Annotated in this window: 19 protein-coding genes and 4 pseudogenes; 17 read left to right on the top strand and 6 right to left on the bottom strand. The window is 40.4% G+C overall.

Annotation, left to right across the window (positions count from 1 at the left end; all coding sequences use genetic code 11):
• Positions 1-57: 57 nt before the first annotated feature.
• Positions 58-381 carry an S-layer homology domain-containing protein gene (locus BM210_RS26125; RefSeq protein ID WP_177238003.1) on the bottom strand — a complete coding sequence of 108 codons (324 nt, stop codon included), beginning with the start codon at positions 379-381 and terminating at the stop codon, positions 58-60.
• A 525-nt stretch (positions 382-906) separates the two neighbouring features.
• Complete coding sequence (locus BM210_RS26130; protein WP_091175104.1) at positions 907-1,788, bottom strand: alpha/beta fold hydrolase; 882 nt, start codon at positions 1,786-1,788, stop codon at positions 907-909.
• A gap of 588 nt (positions 1,789-2,376) precedes the next feature.
• Here BM210_RS26130 and BM210_RS26135 point away from each other — a divergent pair.
• Complete coding sequence (locus BM210_RS26135) at positions 2,377-3,837, top strand: copper amine oxidase N-terminal domain-containing protein (RefSeq protein ID WP_091175106.1); 1,461 nt, start codon at positions 2,377-2,379, stop codon at positions 3,835-3,837.
• Between the two features lie 715 nt (positions 3,838-4,552).
• On the opposite strand, the gene BM210_RS26145 is transcribed toward BM210_RS26135, so the two are convergent.
• Positions 4,553-5,053, bottom strand: a complete 501-nt coding sequence (locus BM210_RS26145) for a VOC family protein (protein WP_091175109.1) — start codon at positions 5,051-5,053, stop codon at positions 4,553-4,555.
• A 95-nt stretch (positions 5,054-5,148) separates the two neighbouring features.
• Here BM210_RS26145 and BM210_RS26150 point away from each other — a divergent pair, with 95 nt between their 5' ends.
• The 4 genes from BM210_RS26150 (at position 5,149) to BM210_RS26160 (ending at position 8,359) form a co-directional block, all read left to right on the top strand.
• Positions 5,149-6,081, top strand: a complete 933-nt coding sequence (locus BM210_RS26150; RefSeq protein WP_177238005.1) for a helix-turn-helix transcriptional regulator — start codon at positions 5,149-5,151, stop codon at positions 6,079-6,081.
• 286 nt (positions 6,082-6,367) lie between these two features.
• Complete coding sequence (locus BM210_RS34975; RefSeq protein ID WP_177238006.1) at positions 6,368-6,538, top strand: hypothetical protein; 171 nt, start codon at positions 6,368-6,370, stop codon at positions 6,536-6,538.
• Between the two features lie 11 nt (positions 6,539-6,549).
• Complete coding sequence (locus BM210_RS26155; protein WP_177238007.1) at positions 6,550-7,560, top strand: phosphotransferase enzyme family protein; 1,011 nt, start codon at positions 6,550-6,552, stop codon at positions 7,558-7,560.
• Positions 7,561-7,810: 250 nt separating this feature from the next.
• Entirely contained in the window at positions 7,811-8,359 is a 549-nt protein-coding gene (locus BM210_RS26160; protein WP_091175114.1) for a VanZ family protein, read from the top strand.
• Positions 8,360-8,460: 101 nt separating this feature from the next.
• On the opposite strand, the gene BM210_RS26165 is transcribed toward BM210_RS26160, so the two are convergent.
• Positions 8,461-8,865, bottom strand: coding sequence for a CBS domain-containing protein (locus tag BM210_RS26165; protein ID WP_091175115.1), 405 nt, complete (start codon positions 8,863-8,865; stop codon positions 8,461-8,463).
• Between the two features lie 991 nt (positions 8,866-9,856).
• On the opposite strand from BM210_RS26165, the gene BM210_RS26175 reads away from it, so the two are divergent.
• From BM210_RS26175 to BM210_RS35830, 4 genes and pseudogenes are all read left to right on the top strand, one after another.
• On the top strand, positions 9,857-10,141 hold the full coding sequence (locus tag BM210_RS26175; protein WP_091175119.1) for a hypothetical protein: 285 nt from the start codon (positions 9,857-9,859) through the stop codon (positions 10,139-10,141).
• A gap of 126 nt (positions 10,142-10,267) precedes the next feature.
• Positions 10,268-10,555: an S-layer homology domain-containing protein gene (locus BM210_RS35820; RefSeq protein WP_256224047.1), complete on the top strand. Its 288-nt coding sequence runs from the start codon at positions 10,268-10,270 to the stop codon at positions 10,553-10,555.
• Positions 10,556-10,561: 6 nt separating this feature from the next.
• A pseudogene (locus BM210_RS35825) lies at positions 10,562-10,633 on the top strand (S-layer homology domain-containing protein); the annotation flags it as partial.
• Between the two features lie 51 nt (positions 10,634-10,684).
• Positions 10,685-10,909 (top strand): S-layer homology domain-containing protein, encoded by a 225-nt coding sequence (locus BM210_RS35830; protein ID WP_256224048.1) that lies wholly within the window; start codon positions 10,685-10,687, stop codon positions 10,907-10,909.
• 595 nt (positions 10,910-11,504) lie between these two features.
• Here the strand turns inward: BM210_RS35830 and BM210_RS26185 are convergent.
• The gene (locus BM210_RS26185; protein ID WP_091175121.1) at positions 11,505-11,690 is read right to left on the bottom strand and encodes a hypothetical protein; all 186 of its coding nucleotides are present in this window, start codon (positions 11,688-11,690) and stop codon (positions 11,505-11,507) included.
• Positions 11,691-11,906: 216 nt separating this feature from the next.
• Between BM210_RS26185 and BM210_RS36315 the strand changes: the two genes are divergently transcribed.
• The 5 genes and pseudogenes from BM210_RS36315 (at position 11,907) to BM210_RS26205 (ending at position 17,128) form a co-directional block, all read left to right on the top strand.
• Entirely contained in the window at positions 11,907-12,041 is a 135-nt protein-coding gene (locus BM210_RS36315; protein ID WP_371263549.1) for a hypothetical protein, read from the top strand.
• Positions 12,042-12,056: 15 nt separating this feature from the next.
• Positions 12,057-12,407, top strand: a pseudogene (locus BM210_RS36320) (transposase); the annotation flags it as partial.
• A gap of 1,398 nt (positions 12,408-13,805) precedes the next feature.
• Positions 13,806-14,480, top strand: a complete 675-nt coding sequence (locus BM210_RS26195; RefSeq protein ID WP_091175122.1) for a response regulator transcription factor — start codon at positions 13,806-13,808, stop codon at positions 14,478-14,480.
• A complete protein-coding gene (locus tag BM210_RS26200) occupies positions 14,477-15,838 on the top strand; it encodes a sensor histidine kinase (protein WP_091175124.1) in 1,362 nt (453 codons plus the stop codon). The genes BM210_RS26195 and BM210_RS26200 overlap by 4 nt, the downstream gene beginning before the upstream one ends.
• 351 nt (positions 15,839-16,189) lie before the next feature.
• Positions 16,190-17,128, top strand: coding sequence for an alpha/beta hydrolase (locus BM210_RS26205; RefSeq protein WP_091175126.1), 939 nt, complete (start codon positions 16,190-16,192; stop codon positions 17,126-17,128).
• 141 nt (positions 17,129-17,269) lie between these two features.
• Here BM210_RS26205 and BM210_RS34980 read toward each other — a convergent pair whose 3' ends face one another.
• On the bottom strand, positions 17,270-17,407 hold the full coding sequence (locus BM210_RS34980; protein ID WP_218184978.1) for a hypothetical protein: 138 nt from the start codon (positions 17,405-17,407) through the stop codon (positions 17,270-17,272).
• 6 nt (positions 17,408-17,413) lie between these two features.
• On the opposite strand from BM210_RS34980, the pseudogene BM210_RS34405 reads away from it, so the two are divergent.
• The 3 genes and pseudogenes from BM210_RS34405 to BM210_RS26215 form a co-directional block, all read left to right on the top strand.
• Positions 17,414-17,518: pseudogene (locus BM210_RS34405) on the top strand (Tn3 family transposase); the annotation flags it as partial.
• A 36-nt stretch (positions 17,519-17,554) separates the two neighbouring features.
• Positions 17,555-17,757 (top strand): annotated as a pseudogene (locus BM210_RS26210) (flavodoxin family protein); the annotation flags it as partial.
• Positions 17,758-17,911: 154 nt separating this feature from the next.
• On the top strand, positions 17,912-18,859 hold the full coding sequence (locus BM210_RS26215; RefSeq protein WP_091175128.1) for a helix-turn-helix transcriptional regulator: 948 nt from the start codon (positions 17,912-17,914) through the stop codon (positions 18,857-18,859).
• Positions 18,860-18,899 lie beyond the last annotated feature (40 nt).

Raw genomic sequence — 18,899 nt, forward strand, 5'->3', positions numbered from 1 at the left:
AGCTACATGACCCCGGTTAAATTGGTCACGGTTGCTGTCAGACAGTACTGGCCACTTCTAAGCCGCTGCTATGTCGTAGTAAGGTGTATACCAAAGCAGTCCAGCAGCGGCGTTCAGAAATTTGATCTCAGGATAAGCCCGAAGCAGCATAGCGAGAAACTCGGGTTCAGAGACCGGGTTATCCGGGTGAAAGGTACCATCGGCATAGCCATCTACAACTTTATTAAGTACAGCCCAGTCGATTGCATCTGTGCCCCAGTGTCGTACGGTATCGCTGAAGGTAACGGTATTGGCAGCATGAGTAATCTGAGTTGAGGTTAGGGGTACGAATAACACGGTGACAATGATCATATAGGGAAGCCAACAACTTAATTTTTTCATGGTTTGAACCCTCCTTAAAGTTTTGCGCAGCAAAACTGGCATTTAAGCATAACGAAGCGCTTACACCTATATATTTCGTGATAGTTTTATTATATAAATCTAGAAAGTGGATGTCTGCGCAATCTTTTCAGCCAGCAGCTTTGTAGACGATACGCCGCTTGTTAATGTAATTAAGGTAGAGCCTGATAATTATCATGGGGTTGTTGTTGTGATGGACTTTCGTGGGGAATCAAGTGCTTGCAATTGTCGGATGACAAGAACATATATGCTTAAAAGTTGCATAGTTGCGGCTTTTTTTATTTTATGGGATCAAGTTCTTGTCAAAACCCAATGACAAGAACTTGATCCCATTCCCGACAGACCGGTTCATGACTTTTTTGCTACGCAAATGGAAGGATAGCTTAAGGATATCGAAAAGGGAATTTGATGGGATTACCCAGAATATAATAATCATTTCTCAACTAACGCGCAGAATAGCATATTCCCCAGGCAAAAAAAACTCAAGCATATTTACGCTTGAGTGAATCAATCCCGACTTGCATCGTAAATCTTCTGTGCCAAATAAGCCGGTCTTGTGCGTGTATCCGTAAAGTGGTCCCCATCGCCAACGATCAGGCGGAACAGACCCAGTCGTATTGACATGTGGGGATTCCAACCGTAGCCTTCCCCTTGAGGCAATACATTATCTTGGTAGAAATATACATAGCTTTTGGGGGTTTGTAGAGCGTAGAACGCTTTAAGATCCAGTTTCTCGAAAAGCGGTTTAGCCGGCTCCGGAGCTACACTTGTATAAAAAAGTTTAGCATCCTCGGTGGTGGCCGTATTTACGAACAAAACTCGAAACAAATCAAACGGAAGCATGATTGTGTCGTCATTCGACATGGCTCTAAGCTGTTCAAAACCTTTTCTCGTTTGAGGCGGTAACTCATCAACAACCGATTCTCCGTCTTTTAATACGAACGCATCCCAGAAGACCAAACGTTTAATACGATCAGGTACCTGCTCAGCAACTTTTTGGATGACTGTTCCACCAAAGCTGTGCCCAACGAGAATAAAATCGTACAGGTTCAGGTGTCTAATATAATCAACGACTGATTTTGTAATCATTGCATGAGTGACATTTTTATTTGGATCAGTTCCATGGCCTGCGTATTCTGGAGTGTAGACTATGTTCCCTTGACTGCGCAGTACCGCAGCCACACCATCCCAAAAGTGAGCATCAGCCCAGGAACCATGCACGAGGACAAAAGTAAGCCGTTGAGAATGCCGAAAACTTCCTTCCGATTCTATGGGATAATGCCACCCAAACCATCCTGCTTCGGAATAAGGGTTATAATATTGTCCCTGCGGTACAGACCGGTAATAAGGATTTGGAATTTGATTTTTCCCCGAATGATAAGGAAACACGAACAACATCCTCTCAGAAACGATATAATTGAGCGTATGCCTAAGGCTTCGAAAAGATACACTCTTTCTCCTGTTATGGAATGAGAATACGATAACATTAAGTATGAAACCATTGAACAAGTTCTGGAAAGAATAAATAGCGAGGATTAAACTAACGGATAACTAGAGCTCAATACGTAACCGGGACGAGGCTGCCGACACAAACGGGAGCCTTCGCTCGCCTAACGGGCAGGATAATAACAATCATATATAGAAATAAATGGTGAATAGACGTAATAGGGGGATATAATGTTGTCAGTCGAGGTAGGAATAGGATGCTTTGTTTTCTGCAAAAAGCTATTAGCACTCACACCCAAGTAGAGGAATTTTTAATAACATCTCCAGAGAGTTAGAGAATGATTAATGTGATATACTAGGCTACTGCATGAAGGATGTTTCATTGTGCAAACGAGGAACTATAATTGAGGGTCTTGCTTCGCGGTAACTCCTCTTTTGCTTATTAAAGTAACGGGCAGGATAATGGAAATAAGTTGTAGAAATTAGGGTGATGAAAAAAGAAAAATTCAAAAGCTGAGGTTGTGATTAGAGTTGAAAAAGTCTTTATTGTTTGTTCTGTCATTTTTTTTAATGCTTTCTTGTTCAATCCCTTCTGTATGGGCTGCTGATGAATTCGCATCCTACACATCACCGGAAGGAATTAAATTCAAAACCCAAAGTCAAAACTGGAATGAAGAATCCCTTAAACAACTTTACTCATTCTTGTTAAGAAATAAACACGGCGAAGAATTGAAAGCATTACGGAATGTAACAGTAATGAAAGGAGCTTGTACTTGGGCTGGTGACGAAGGCGATGCCGCTGGAGTGTATTACGCACCTGGTGATATTGAACTTTGTTATGGCGATATTAATACCTTAACCAGTGTCGATGATTCCTTCCGTATTCAAAGCGTTTTATGTCATGAGTATGGTCATCATTTTACCTACTACTACTTGAGAAAGATACGTATGTCGCCAGACAATATATCTTCTACCAGTGAGTGGGCAAAAGTTAGGCAAATTGACTATCAACCTAGCGTTGGATGGAATCAAAAAAAGGTTAAACACGCTTGGGCACCAGAAGAAATTATGGCAGAAGACTATATTTTGTTATTTGGTTCAACCGATCTTATAATGAAGTATGGAGTTCGTGAAGAAAATCAAGAAATCCTAAACGCGGCTTATATTCCGGAGCTTGGGAAGTATTGGGAAGACCTATCAGGTGTAAAATCTAATGTTCTTTCTAAGGCTGATCGTCCTCAATTAACAGCATTTCAAGTATTGAAAGATAATAAAGTACATGTAAACCATTTCACATTGGAAGAATACACATTTGATTATAAACCGGCTTCCGGATTGGGCACGGAATCTCTTAAATATTTCGTTCAAATTAGCCCTTATTATGGAAGTGCATACAACGGGGGAAATACAACTAAAAGTAATTTATATCCATATGGGACACCAATTAAGTTCGGTACTCAAAATATAGATTGGGATAAAAAGCATTTCGAGTTCACGGCAGATGCTTCTACTGGATATAATGCAGCAAGCATTGTAATCGTCGGACTAGATGAAAAAACAGGGACCTATTCAAGCTCCCCTCCCTATTATTATTCGTTTAAAGACCTTGTCAACCCTAAAGCTTATAACCGTTATTCCTATTCAGAGATGTCATTGTTTATAAACAACATAGAGGAAACATACTTTGCCACTCCTATCATTAAAGATGGAACAACATTGGTTCCCCTTCGTTATTTGTTCGAAAAATTCCACGCAACCGTTACGTGGGACAATGAAACCCAGACAGCAAAAGTAGCAAAAGACAACACCAATCTCGTCCTTACCATTAATTCAAACCTAGTCACGGTCAATGGAAAATCAACTCAGCTTGAAGTCCCGCCTCAACTTATTGATAATAAAACGATGGTTCCGCTGCGCTTTATAAGTGAACAACTTGGTGCAGAAGTGACCTGGGATGAAGTTGAGAAAAGCGTGCTTATCAAAACTAGATAATAAACCCCAATTAGATGCCTAATGGCACCTTTTTATCTTCATAGGTTGTCAGTTTAAAAATATTTTCTAGAATTAGCCTTCATATATCTTTATAAAAGCCTTAATTTGATGTGACGTTTATAAACATATATGAGGTAGACAAACTAATAAGCGATAAATCCAAGTTCGAAGCCGATTATATTAATTACATGGGACATAGTGATGATGCTTATTACCTTACATATATCAGTAAACACAGTGGTGGACTATGGGAGGTAAAGGTGTTGAAAAAAGATTACTCTGTTTGGATTAAACTTAATGATGAGAATATTAAAAACAGTCAATGGTTACCTTATGGCTTCTTGTCTAAAAATTGCAAATAAGAAAAGTTCAGAGTAATAGCTGAAATTCCTCGTCGATAAGCTAAACGAAAAACGATAGTTCAATAAACTAACAGGCTGCCATGACAGCCTGTTTTTGCGCACGTATTGGCGAAAGATCCAATAAGACATCCCTGAATTGGCGGGTTTACTTGCCCAACTTTCCGCTTCTTTTATAAGCCTTTTCTATTCCTTTTTTTCGTTGATTAGAATCCACAACAAAGGCTACAATTCGAACATAAGAACCATAAAATAATGCAGTACATAATCCAACCATTTCATCAACTTCTCCATCTAATTCAGTGATTAATGTACAGCACGGTGGCAAACTCTTGATGACGTCGTGCTAAATGACTTCAGCTATTTCTCACATCCGTCAATAATGGATTAAAGCTCTTCTGCGCATATTCCATAGCATCGATATACTCTTGCTGTTTTGACCGCTTCATCATTTCTTCAGGACTAACGTCCTCTATTTTAGATGTTATCCACCATATATTACCAAATGGATCAACCACTCTTCCACCTCGTTCCCCCCATGCCTGGGTTATCACTTTCGTCATGGATGTAGCGCCGGCCTTTATGGCCTGAGCATAAAATTCATCGCTGTCACCCACGTACAGACGAATAAAACAAGGAAACGACGGCCATTCGGCAGGAGAATCGAACATTAGAATTTTTGAATCGCCGATGCGTACCTCTGCATGCCCTATGCTTCCGTCAGCATTGTATACCCGGCCAAGTTCCTGTGCATAAAATGCGGAAGCCAAAAAGGCAATCAATTTTTCTGTGCTTTTTGTAGTGATCCAAGGGGTAATGGTACGGTTCTCAGTTTGCAACATTTGGTTCTCGTTCATTCGGCCCAACCTCCAATGATTGAATTCGATTTGATTGTATCATGGAAAACTTGACAACATTATGTCATAGTTTTAAAGACAGAGGGAGTGATAGGATGAAGATCGACCGATTAATCTCCATTATTATGCTTCTCATGCAACGCAGAAAAATGGATGCTAAAGAGTTGGCCACAATTTTGGAAGTTACTACCCGTACGATTTACCGGGATGTTGAAGCTATCAATCTGGCGGGTATTCCGATCGTAACCTACCCTGGACGTCAGGGAGGCATTGGTATTCTGGAAGAATACAAAGTAGATAAAAAGCTTTTCACAAACAAGGACATTCGCACGATGCTTATTGGCTTGTTAGGCGTTCAATCTGTATTAAAAGACGAGCAATCCAAAAATGCCATTATCAAAGTTAAAGGTATGTTACCAAGTAATCAATTATCGTTGGTTGAAAGGCAAACGAAACAAATCGTCATTGACCTGACGCCGTGGTATGCAGACGCTCGTTTGGAGCAATTTCTAGAATGTGTGCAAAGAGCTTTGGATCAGCAGAAAATATTACATTTTGAATATTGCAACGCACAGGGAAGGTCGTCCAACCGGGAAGTCGAGCCGTACCGACTTATTCATAAGGGAAATCATTGGTACTTGCAAGGCTTTTGTCGGATAAAGCAGGAATTTCGAACATTTAGAGTTTACCGAATATCTAAAATTTCTCTATCAGACACAACATTTGTCCCGAGCAATTTTGAAATCGATGAGATGGATGCATCATTCTCCAAAGAAGTTTCATGGATAAACGTTCAAATCAGATTTAATGAGAATATTAAAAAGACGATAATAGATTTTTATGGTGAAGGTTGTATTGTTTCTTATACAGATGGCTGGTATATTGCAACAATTTCATTGGAAAATAATGAGCAAGGTTATGACTCCTTATTAAGGTTTACCAATCACTGTGAATGTTTGAGCCCTTCGCATATTAGAGAACATTTAATTGAAAAAGCGGCCAGTATTTTGTCTTTATATGGACGATAGACAGACAGCGCGGAGAATCGTATCACAAGTGACGGTAAAAATTTTTATACTTAATTTAGCATGAGTGCTTCCCGAAGGAGCGACATTCTGTGATGCACCGTGGTCGGTGGAGTCAGACTAACGGATGAGCTCTAACGCACCATAGTTCATCGACCCATTTTCATCATCTGTGGTGCAGACCTTGCGCGCATGTATGGCTAACGTGGCAGGATAATTTATCAATAATCATTTTTTATCAACCCATTCATTATCAATTTGTTATTATGTTTGAAAGGGGGATTAAAAAATGAGGATTGTAATCGCTACAGATCAATTTATCAATTCATTCGGGGAACGAGATTATCATATTTTAGAGACTTTAATACTAAAGAAATTTAAGGGATATGAAAAATACATACTGCGGAACCAAGATGATAGCAACATGGATAGCTTTCATAAAGGTACGGTAGCTCAATAAGAAATATTTATTTGGAGGAGATTCATATCGAAAGTTCTATTAAAGACAAATTTACAAAAGAAATTTTTTTAGAGGCAGCAGGTCGGTTTGGCATTAACTTTGCAGATACTATAGAACTTGACGGTTTTCAAAATTTTGTGTTTTTAGGTAAACGTGAATCAATAAATGTGATATTAAGGATTGCTCATAGCTCACATAGGAGTAAGGATATGACGCTTGCTGAGATCGAGTTTATTGCTTATCTAGCCGATTCCGGAATGACTGTATCGAAAGCCTTACTTTCTAATCAAGGTGAATATGTTGAAGTTATTGAACCAGATGATAACTGTTTTATTGCGACTGCTTTTGAATTCGCTCCCGGCAGAAGGGCTGAAATTTGCGTCGAAAGTGATATCTTTTATGAACGAATTGGCAGGTTTACTGGGAAAATGCATAAGCTATCAAAACAGTTTTCTCCTATTCAAAAAAGGTGCGATTGGTATGACAATGCAGCTATTTCAAAATTTCATAATTATGTACCTAATGAGATGCTTCAACAGAAACTTGAGTTAATAATAAGTCAAATTCAATCATTGTCAAGAGACAGAGATTCGTTTGGGCTTATTCATGGAGATATTAGTCCGGGGAATTACCTGAATCATGAAGATCACCCGAGCATCATTGACTTTGATCAATGCGAGTACAGTTGGTTTGCTTCTGAAATTGCAACATCGATATTTCATGAAACTCCAATTCCATTTATTATTACAGATGTAAATAAACGAAAGACAATAACAAAACGTTTTTTTTCAAACTTTTTTCAAGGATACTCCAAAGAAAATACATTAAGCCGTAGTTCACTAGATTCCATTCCACTATTTATTAATTTAAGACAAGCTATCGTTATTGGTCTTATATACCGTAGTTCTGATATGGGTAACTTTGATAATTGGAGAGATTGGAATAAGGAAGCATTAACATTTTATATTAATAATATAAAAAATGATATTCCGTATATTGACTTGGATTTCACAAGTCTATGATGTAAATATGAAAAAGCTTGTAATATCAGGGAGAATGTTAACGATACAAAAGGATCTCTAGTCCGTTAATAAGTAATGTGCCGCATTCCAAAAGGTTATATACCCTTACTATCATAGACTGATACTGCAGGCAAGGGCGATTTTACCGGCAACAAATGCGCACGTAAAAATGAATTTTTCACTCAGTGAACTTAATTTATAAACTGAACGTCAGAGAATAAGCAGGGATGAAGTGAAAAATGGAGGTATTATGAATAAACGAGAGCGAATTAAAACAATCTTTTTATATGGTGTTTTCATTTGTTACATAGTTTTTTTAATTAAATTATTGTTATTATCAAGAATTTCACTTTTGGAGATGTTTAATAGTCAAAGGACTTTAAATAGGTCAATCAATCTTATTCCTTTTTATAGTATAAAGGAATATATACTTGGCGGTTCTGCAACTATAAAAAAATTTGCTTTTAGTAATGTGGTTGGTAATATTGTTATTTTAATTCCTCTCGGTACTTATTTGTCATTATTCAAAAAGGACAAAAGAGTAATAACCAATCTGTTGTTTATATTCTTTGTGAGTTTATCTGTTGAAATCACTCAGGGGCTTTTAGGCATCGGAACATCAGACATTGATGACATCATTTTAAATTGTTTGGGTGGATGGATTGGTATTTTAGGGTATAAGTTTTTAGCGTTTATATTACGAGATGAGAAAAATGTACGTACAGTAATCACATTACTATCTGCTGTAGGGTTACCTGTTATATTATATTTATTATTTATGGTGCGTTTGAGGCTCTGAATTGCGCTAACGGATAACTAGAGATCAATAATCATTAAGAATAAAGAGAAGGCTGCCGGTGAACGACAGCCTTCATGATCCGCAAAATCAGGTCTTTCCAACTAATCAACAATATTCCGGGTATAGTATTCGATTATATCTTTGCGGCGAATAATACCGAGGAAGACGCCATCGGCGTTTACGACCGGAACGAAGTTCTGTTCGGCCGCCAGCGCCAGCATATCGTCCAAATCGGCACTGATCGCGACGCATTCGACTTTTATCCGTTTTTTGATGGAGACGACAGGAATTTCGTGCATAGTATCGAAGCCGAGGCCGGGTGTGGCTTTCAGCTTCCATAACAAATCTCCCTCGGATAGCGTTCCGAAATATAAGCCTTTGTCGTCCAAGATCGGAATGGCAGTATAGTGGCTCGCCTCCAATTTATCCATGGCTTCTTTCATATTAGAGGATGTCGTGAGGTAAGAGACCTCATTCTTGGGATATAGAAACGATTTGATGTCCATTGAATTACGCTCCTTTGTTATATTAAATCATATTTCGTCGCGTGGCGCATGTGGAAGTGACTGGGGCATGTCTAGCATTATCGAATAAAGGAAGCCAAAAGTTATGTCGAAAGACAAAAACATAGTCAGAATTAAGTCCGTGCAAATAGCGGGCTTTTTTAAATTATCGGATGAGAGAAGAGGTGAATGGAAAATTAGGGCCTTCTGTTCGTTAAACGGCGTTTGGTCCGAAGTTGCTTAGATCCTCACCAAATAAGTGATTTTATACATATGTCTTCTCACAACATGACCAGTAATTTCGTCAGCTCGTTTTTCGGAAAATTCCTTTAAGTAAACTAAATATTTTTATTGCTATTTTAGAAGAACCTTGAAAGAAGTCACTTAGATATTTTTGAACTAGGAACCTTACCAAACTAAAGAGTAGTGAAATAAATATTATAAACACAAATAGTTTTATTCCTGTTTCTATAAATTCCATGTAGATACAGCACCTCCTATTCAATTATCATTATATACTAATTCTAGTCGCTTGACGGTGACCGTTCCGTCTTTACAATGCCTTGATACGTGTAACCGACCATATCCGCGAATATTATTGTTGCGTTAAGCAAGTATCCAGACGAGAATACACAATTAGTAAGGAGTTTAATAACGAAGTCTATATCGGAAATAAAAGTTGCTTTAGAGCGATAGATCGGTATATTAAGAAAAAATTTCTAAAAAAGCATCTAATCTGTACACTTACTCTTCAGGAGTTAATAAAACAGGAAATAGGGGAGTTTCCAATTTGTCCATTTGCGTATGCTTATGTATTTTGGAAACAGACCCTATTGCAAACAGAAAGTTTCCATAAAGTTAATATAGGGGATGAAACAAATCCCAGAAAGTATTTAGGATTAGAATTAGCAACCACACTATTAGAAAAAACTATTTTTGATTTTCAAAAAAATTAATTGACTATACGAATCTCTTTGAAGTTGATAAAAGAGAATTGCTTCACTGGATCATAAATCGAATTACATCTGAGTTGTGTCTAAATTATTTCTATCAATGGCTTGAAATTGCAACAAAGGAAACAGAGCAAATACGTGTTCCTAATTGGAATCAAGTTCGTGTAATGCTAGAAAAAAGTATACCCAAAATAATTTTCAAACACTATCCAGATGTCGGTAACAAACAAGTCTTTGAAGTTATTTTGCAAAAAGAAGCTAGAAAGATAAATATCAATAATATTACTATCAATAGTGCGGGCCAAGGCACGGCTTCCGCTGCCTAAAACGCTGTGACGCCTAGTGCGCCATCCAGGAGCAGCGGTGCATCGACATCGGCATCAACACCTACACCTGATCCGACACCGACTGCTGAATCTACGCAACCTACTGTTGATGTCTTCAATAGGAGCTTGGTTAATACAGTAAACTTAGTTAAAGCTATCGAGTCCAAAGTAGCGGAAGCTAAGAAAGCTAAAGTCAAGATTGAGTGGACTGACATTCAAGGGCACTGGGCTAACAAGGTAATCGATACGTTCGTGAAACTGCGCGTTATCGAGGGTTATGGGGATGGTCAGTTTAAACCTGACGGCAATATCACTCGTGCGGAGTTTGTAACGGTGATCTCTCGCGTATTCGATATCAGCGGCGGTGCGAGTCATTCCGTTTCTCTGAGCGATATTAGCAGTCACTGGGCGTAAGACGCGATTAAGAAGCTTGTTAGTGCAGGGGTACTGGGTGGCTATGATGACGGAACATTCAAGCCTGATCAAACGATCAGCCGTGAAGAAATCGTCATTATTGTATCCCCAATTGTGAATTGGGATAATGTGAACAAAGATGCTTCCAAAGCCAAATTCACGGAAATGTCCAGCGTAAGCTCGTATGCAGCGAATGCAATTAAGGATGCAGCAGAAGCGGGGATTATCAATGGCAAGAATGCTGGAATATTTGATTCGCAGGGCATTGCCACTCGTGCAGAGGCTCTTATAGTAATTCTGAATACATTGAACCTCAACTCCCAAGTGAAAGCACTATTGGAGAGATTGAACTAAATCCTCACTGCAAAATAAGCTGATCTGTCTTTTACTTGGACAGAGCTGCTTATTTATTATTTGCAGAATAAACAAACGGTATGAGGTTATCATCCACCTTCTTGTCCTTTTTTTTGACTATGTCGGGTGACATGAAAATTATCTCATTAATAGCCACGTAATCGCGGTTTTTTTATTTTATGGGATCAAGTTCTTGTCAAAACCCAATGACAAGAACTTGATCCCATTGCTGAAATTGACAAGAACTTGATCTCATTCCCAAGGTTATCAATTCTGTTAGGATGTTGAGGATTTTCTGCTAACTGTAGTATCGGGTAGTTGGTAACTTCAGAGAAGGAACGAAAGAAGTTATTCGAAGCATGTTTATGCTGCGGACAACTTCATTCTTCAAATTTCCCAAAATATAAGATTTGGCTCATCATTAAGGAGAACCCTGTAAAGCCCAAGGTAGCATTACAACTACATTTTTGTAGAAAGATTACATGGCCGGATGCCCGATATTTGGGGGGACGAGGATATAATAATGATGATGAGTTTCTTCAATATAGCCCCCATTAAAACTGGAGGCTTCTCTAAAAGTTGATTAGATTAGAAACTAAGGCTTCTCCACAAACGGTCTTACATAAGATTTATCAATCATTTCTACCTCATCATGTAGCAAATATGTTTCTGTATGATTGTAGTAAGAATACATTGAAAACTCATCTCTATAATAGATAAAATTACCTTGTTGTTGTGGTAAGAAATAATCACTAAGTACGGATTTTATTTTTGCAAACATAACGATGGCTCCTTTATATTCCTGATTTATTATGGTAAGTATTTGTATACTTACAAAATAATATTCAGGAATAGATGGAGATGTTAATTATTATACACTTTGAGTAATTCCAAGCCTTCTCCCCGAGGGGAGAAAAATTAGGTAACGCAGGTGTTGGCTGCCGCGAATTAAGGCTAAAGTGAAGATTCGGAGTTCGCGAGAATAGAGCTTAAGCTGTTGCTGGCACAGTACGAACTGCTTCAAAGTAAGTTTGAAGAGCTCGAGGCAAAGCTGGATGAGCTCTTGGAGAAAATCCCTTATACGAAGCAATTACTGGCCATTAAAGGACTGGGTCGGGATACTATAGCTTGATTCCACGCAGAAGTTGGCGACATTGGCCACTACCGGCATCCTAAACAGATTATAAAGTTGGCAAGGTTGAACCTAAAAGAATACACATCAGGCAAAAACAAGGGGCAGATTAGGATTACAAAGCGAGGTCTAAAGCGACTTCGAGCATTGCTTTTCCGTGTCATGATGCCACTTGTGGCAAAGAACCGAGCATTTAAAGCGCTGCATCAGTATTACACTAAACGAATGAGCAGTCCGTTGAAAAAGATGCAGTCGCTCATTGCACTTCGAATTCTCTTTGGCGTCATGAAAAAGGGACACGTATTCAGTGAAGAAAAGATGAAGCAGGATATCCCTCGATTCACGGAAGTGTCTTTGGCAGCTTAAATAAAGCTTTTTCATAAGAAATGGAACGCAAGTAACAAAGCTACAGACAATTGAAGCACGAATGAGTCGGAACAAAACTAACATACGGACGAAGATCCTGTCGGGCAGCATATCCGACCTCCACCTCATGGACAGGTTGAATGAAGGAATGTTGGAGCGTAGACTCTGTGAGACATGGGAGGGGAGGGTTTACCGCCATGACCCAATGTGGAGATCCATAGGATATACCATATAACACCATAATATCCATTTTATAAAGAGGGTGGTTTAGGTGTGTGTGTTTTTGCGCTTTCTTTGCCCCACAATTTTCATCCTCGATAATTTTTATTCCAAGAACATATTGTCTTATAACTAAGTAAAACGTTCAAATTCTAAGAAATGAAGAGTATTTAAGAGAAAAGTGATTCTACATAGAGGGAGTTATCTACAATAAAACGTTTATAATATAATTATGATACGGCAGCAACATTAGAGGGAGACAAATGAATGTTGAGCAGAGGTTATATCAAGAAGCCAAGAAGCTAATAAAAAGTAGGTACCCTACTGGATGGAGCGGGGCTGCAGTTAAGCAGCAATATCTGCTCCTGATGGAAGCCTAAATTATAAAACTTTAGCTGAGATTCAACCTTATCAATGGTACAATGCCTATAAAAAATAAAGGTGGCCATTCCGATAACGGGTACGTTAGCACAACGCTAAGGCTGCCACGGCACCTCTTGGAGTATGCGTGATTCAAATTCAACCCCGTTTTATTACCAAATTCCCGTGATGTAGTTATTGGTGGGGAAACGGATCATAATAGTAATATGACCAGTTTCTTGTCATTTATCGGATTATATTCTTGTCATTTCTCAATGTCAATTGTTGGCTCCACAAGTCTTTCATCGTGAAGCAAAATCGAAGATCAGTACGATGTTTGATTTTCGTTTAGAACGGTGCGTGGTGCATAAGCGGAAAGAAAGACGTGTATGTACCTAACCATTGATCAAAGGGAATTTATACTATTATTCTCGTGAATGTGATAATAAATGGGTTCTTATAGGGAAATTCACCCATTTTTTTCCTCCAATAAGACCACTTTGGGAGCAAGCCAAACATTCTAGCGTGTCGATTTCTCTATAGTTTAGTAATTTAACTGATTCCGGTGAGATTAATGTGCGTTTTCCCCGGTGTTGGCGGCAATGGGAGGCGTCCAGTTTCTCGTAAGCCACGCTGACTATCTGACGACTGTACTGCTGTGGATGCGATCTGGACTGCGATCGAGCAGGCAATAACACCTTAAAGATCATTTCTTACATCAATACCATTGCATGTATTCAACCAATGAGGTAGCATGTGTAGACATTCTTCGCTCTTGCACAAACGAAGAATTATTCTTTTTAGGGAAAGAGGAAACGAATGCCTACGATATTGGTTGCTGACGACGATGCGAATATTCGCGAACTCGTCTGTTTATTTTTGCGCAACGACGGATTTGCAACGGCCGAAGCTGTTGACGGCAAGGAAGCACTGGCCATATATGCCTCCACACCTGTCGATTTGGTCATCCTTGATATTATGATGCCGGTCATGGACGGCTGGGCGTTATGCAAGGAACTTCGAAGAGCCAATCCGAATCTTCCGTTACTTATGCTGACTGCAAGAAGCGAAACCTGGGAGAAAGTGCAAGGATTCCAGCTCGGGACAGATGACTATTTGACCAAGCCATTCGATCCGCTCGAGTTGACGGCTCGCGTCAAGGCACTGCTGAAACGATACCGTATAGACTCCGCGCAGACCATCCGGTTAGGCAACGTCATTCTGAACCGGCAGACTTATAAGGTCATGAGAGGGGCGGAGTCGCTCACCTTGCCGCTCAAGGAGTTCGAATTACTGTATAAACTCGCTGAAATTCCGGGACAAGTCTATACGCGGGAGCAATTGATCGATCAAGTTTGGGGGATCAATTATGCTGGCGATGATCGAACGATAGACGTGCATATTAAACGCCTGCGCGAACGTTTCGCGGATTCCTCCGATTTTCGTATCGAAACGGTGCGCGGACTTGGCTACCGGCTTGAGGTACAGGAATGATCGGTTCCTTATATACACGCGTAGTCCTGACCTTTCTGGTCTCCGTGATCGGGGGTACGATCATTGCTTTTTTTGCGGCAACTTGGATATTTCAAGATAAATTAAACGAAAACCTGCAAATCACCTTACTTGACTTTGGCCAGGACATCGTCCGCATCTACGAGACATTGCCGTTACGTGAAGCAGAATTATTTATAAGTGAAATGAAGCAACTCAATTCCTATCACATTCGAATCTATGAAGAAACGGATCAGTTCCAATCCTACGGAGATCTTACAGGACACCATGCTTTCCCTGTGACTACGGAACAAGTGAAGAAAGTGCTGGATGGAGGAAGGGTTCAAGTCAATGGGATCGATACGATCTTCTTGGGGTTGCCGATAAAAACTGAAATGGGAACCAGAGCAATGTTTACAGAGCCGCTCACTCCCTCTTCAACCTCATTTCTCATCAAGTTTGTTGTAACTTTTTTGATCTGTTCGTTGATAGCAGGAAGCTTATTGATTCTAATTGCGGCTATGTTCCTGGTGAGACCGATCAAAAAGCTGACAGAAGCGACCCTGCGTATAGCTGCTGGAGATTTCAACGTCAAGCTTAATATTAAACAAAAGGGTGAGCTAGGTACTTTGGCTCGCAGATTCGAAGAAATGATGCACGATCTACAGCAGCTTGAGCAGATGCGCAGGGAATTCGTGACAAACGTGTCCCATGAAGTTCAGTCTCCGCTCACTTCCATTTCCGGTTATGCTATAGCGCTTAAGCAGGTAGACCTCCCGGATCATGAACGAAGCCGTTATCTCGATATTATCATCACTGAAGCTGTGCGAATGTCCAAAATGAGTGATAGTCTGCTAAAGCTGAGTTTTCTTGAATCGCAGTCACCGCAGATGCGGCTCGTCACGCTCAGTCTGGATGAACAGATCAGACGAGTAATCGTCGCTCTTCAACCCCAATGGTCAGCTCGCAACATTCAGCTCGAGCTTGATTTGCAGCCCGTTAAAATCACGGCTGATCATGACCAGTTAAATCAGGTATGGACCAATATCCTCGGCAATAGCATCAAATTTTCCAAGGATGGCGGCAGGATTGACGTCAGCATCAAACAGGATATCAAGAACGTGACGGTTCGCATATCCGATTCGGGCATTGGTATTCTCCCGGAGGACCAAAAGCGTATATTTGATCGCTTCTTTAAAGCCGATCGTTCCCACAGCCGGAAATATGATGGCAGCGGTATGGGACTGGCTATTGTAAAGCAGATCGTATCGCTTCATCAAGGGGACATCCGGGTTGAGAGCGAATACGGACTAGGAACGACCTTCATTGTCATCTTGCCAATCACAACACCAGCAGGGTGATTAGATTCATACCTCCTCAAGGCTACGCCACCATGTGCAAACTTCCTTACATGTGACGGTGCAGCTTTTTTTGCCTGTTCATATTCCGTTCATATTGTCGTCATTAGGGGAACATCTTGGTTGGCTATGCTGTCTTTAGCCCCCCGTTAAGGTAGCCCAACACATAGATGAAGACAGGAGTAGATGCGAGAGTGAACCCAAGGGATCAAGCAAGGAATTGTATGAACCACTCCGTGGTCAGCGGCAAGAATCAAGTCTTATTACCAGAGGATGGTAGAATCGTTTTTACAGGCGAGGCCGGTTCCAAGTTTGTCATTCCATTAAAAAAATAAACAGGAAAGGGTTTAAATCATGAAAAAATTACTTGTGTTTATGCTTAAATCCATAGGTGCATTAGTTGCAGCCATTGGTCTCTTTATTGCAATTGTTTTTATAGCCGATATAATCAGCAGTAAATCGGAGCAAGGAAAAATAATACCCTATGGGCAGTCTGTACTTGTCGACGGTAAAAATATGAATGTTACGATTCAAGGGAAAGGCGAAGAAACGGTCGTACTATTACCTGGTTTTGGAACGGCAGCACCCGCTCTGGATTATAAGCCGTTAGTGGATGAACTGTCTCCATTTTACAGAGTCGTCGTAATTGAGCCTTTTGGTTATGGACTAAGTGATGTTACCGAAAAAGAACGAACTGTAGATAACATGGTAAGTGAAATTCACGAATCTTTACAACGTCTTCATATTGACCGCTATATTCTCATGGCCCACTCCATTTCAGGCATTTACGGACTGGATTATGTGAACAAATATGAAAACGAAGTCAGTGCATTTGTCGGTATCGATAGCAGCGTTCCAACGCAAGGCGGTACGGATGATCCATTCCCGGCAGAAACGTATAAACTGCTCAAAAAATCAGGTTTCTCCCGATTGTTAATGAAACTGACCACTGACCAACTGATTACACCAACCGTTGATGATCAAACGAGAGAACAAATTAGAATTCTTACGCTCAAAAACATGTTTAATCCTAACATCTTAAGTGAAGGCGAACATTTTATTTCTAATTTTAAAGCTGCTGTAAAGTTGACCTTCCCAACGAACCTTCCGGTTATTTTCTTTTTACAAGCAAATGATACCGAAACGGAAGGCTGGATACCACTTCATGAGGAGCAAATAAAAAACTCTGTACATGGAAAAGTGATGACATTTGAAGGTGGGCACTATTTGCATCATACTCGGTCCAAAGAAATCGAGGAGAATTTCAGGGAATTTATGAATGAAATAAAATAAAAGATATCAATGAGCACAGCAAAAAATACACTTTATCCTTGGACTTGGATGAAGTGTATTTTTGTTAATCACAGGAAACTGCGTAAAGACAGCACCAGTAACAAATCAGCCAGTATAGCAAAAAGAAACAGAAGGCTACGGTTAGTTTTCAGTTAGATTTCGTAAGCTGTGAAAAAACTGCCAACGCCCCGTCAGCTTCGCTGTTCCATTGTAATTGGAATGATCCGGCACGAGTGAGCTGTGAACACAATCAAAATTAGCAGCATCGCTGACACTCATTTCTGACATACCCCATATACTGCCGGTTACACCGATCAAGTTTTTGGTTTAACGCTTTTTCACGGCTTTCGCTTTGCGCCGCGCTTACGCGACTTGGCTGATTCCAAGCTGTAAGCTATCGGGAAGCCTTCCGATTTCCCCAAGTAAGGAGGCTTATTGCCCGAAGGTCTTCTAAAGGGGAGGTCGGTAATGTGCATTGCATGAAAGGGCCTGCCCTGTACCCGCTGTTCTGGCTGCATAATGCGCACAAAGTTTTAATGAGGAAAGCACTCTTTCAATTCGTGGGGATCAAACAAGTGAATTTCTTTGAATTCGGGGATATGGAGAGTCCGAATGGGAAGCAGGAATAGAAATTAAACCAGATTTATCGGTATTTCAGAAGTTTGTCATCCTAATGCACGCATGCTATTGTTAAGGTATTCGTAAAAGAAGAGAACCTAAAGTGGAGTCTAGTGAGGTGTGAAGTGCAATCTGTGACTTTTGTTTGTATGAACAGCTATTCGTATGAAAATTGACCGCTTGCTGGCAATGACGGTGCTGCTGTTGAATCGCGGGCGTGTCAGTGCCAAAGAATTGGCTGACCGTTTTGAAGTTTCGACGAAGACGATTTATCGGGATATGGAGACCTTGAATCAATCGGGCGTTCCGATTGTGGCCCATCAGGGCATCTCCGGCGGATTTGAAATCATGGAACCCTACACCATAGCTCGGCAATTCTTAACGCTCAGTGAAATTGAAGCGATCGTCGCGGCCGTAAAAGGGATACATACAGCCGTGGATGACCGCATGTTTGGCACTCTACTGGATAAGGTAAAGGCGCTGCTCAGTCGAGTAGATCGTCTTCAAATGGAGCAGAAGGGAGCGGGAATTGTTTTCGATTTCAATCCGTGGGGGCAAGGACCTGCAGCGAGGGATAAAGTGAACAACCTGAGACAGGCTATTGAGCATACAAGCAAGGTTAGCTTCAAGTACTCGAACATGAACGGTACGGAGAGTGAGAGAGTCGTCGAGCCTGCAGCTTTAATTTTAAAAGGATACCTATGGTATTTGCAGGCTTATTGCACGCTTCGAAGTGAATTTCGAGTGTTTCGATTATCTCGTGTACAGGAGTTGCGGGTGTTGGAGCAATCCTTTGTAAGGAAACAAGCCCCTTCGCTAGAGGGCTACGCCTGGGAGTCGGATTGGTCGAATGCTAATTTGCAAAAAATGACATTTCTGTTCCATTCGAAAGTTCGGCACCGCGTTGGGGATTCCTTCGATCCGGAACAAGTTACAAGACAGGAGGATGGTTCTTTACAGGTAAAAGGACTCTTCACCGAAGATGAATGGCTCTACGGCATGCTGCTGATTTACGGTGAACATGTTAGAGTCAAAGAACCGATCCACGTAGCCGAAGAAATGGTGAATCGGGCACGAAAAATTATGGAACTGTATAAGAAACTGGACATATAGGTGTCCAGTTTCTCCCTGTATACTGATTATAAATACAAGG

Source organism: Paenibacillus sp. 1_12, from assembly GCF_900114475.1.
In the GTDB taxonomy this organism is placed as follows: domain Bacteria; phylum Bacillota; class Bacilli; order Paenibacillales; family NBRC-103111; genus Paenibacillus_S.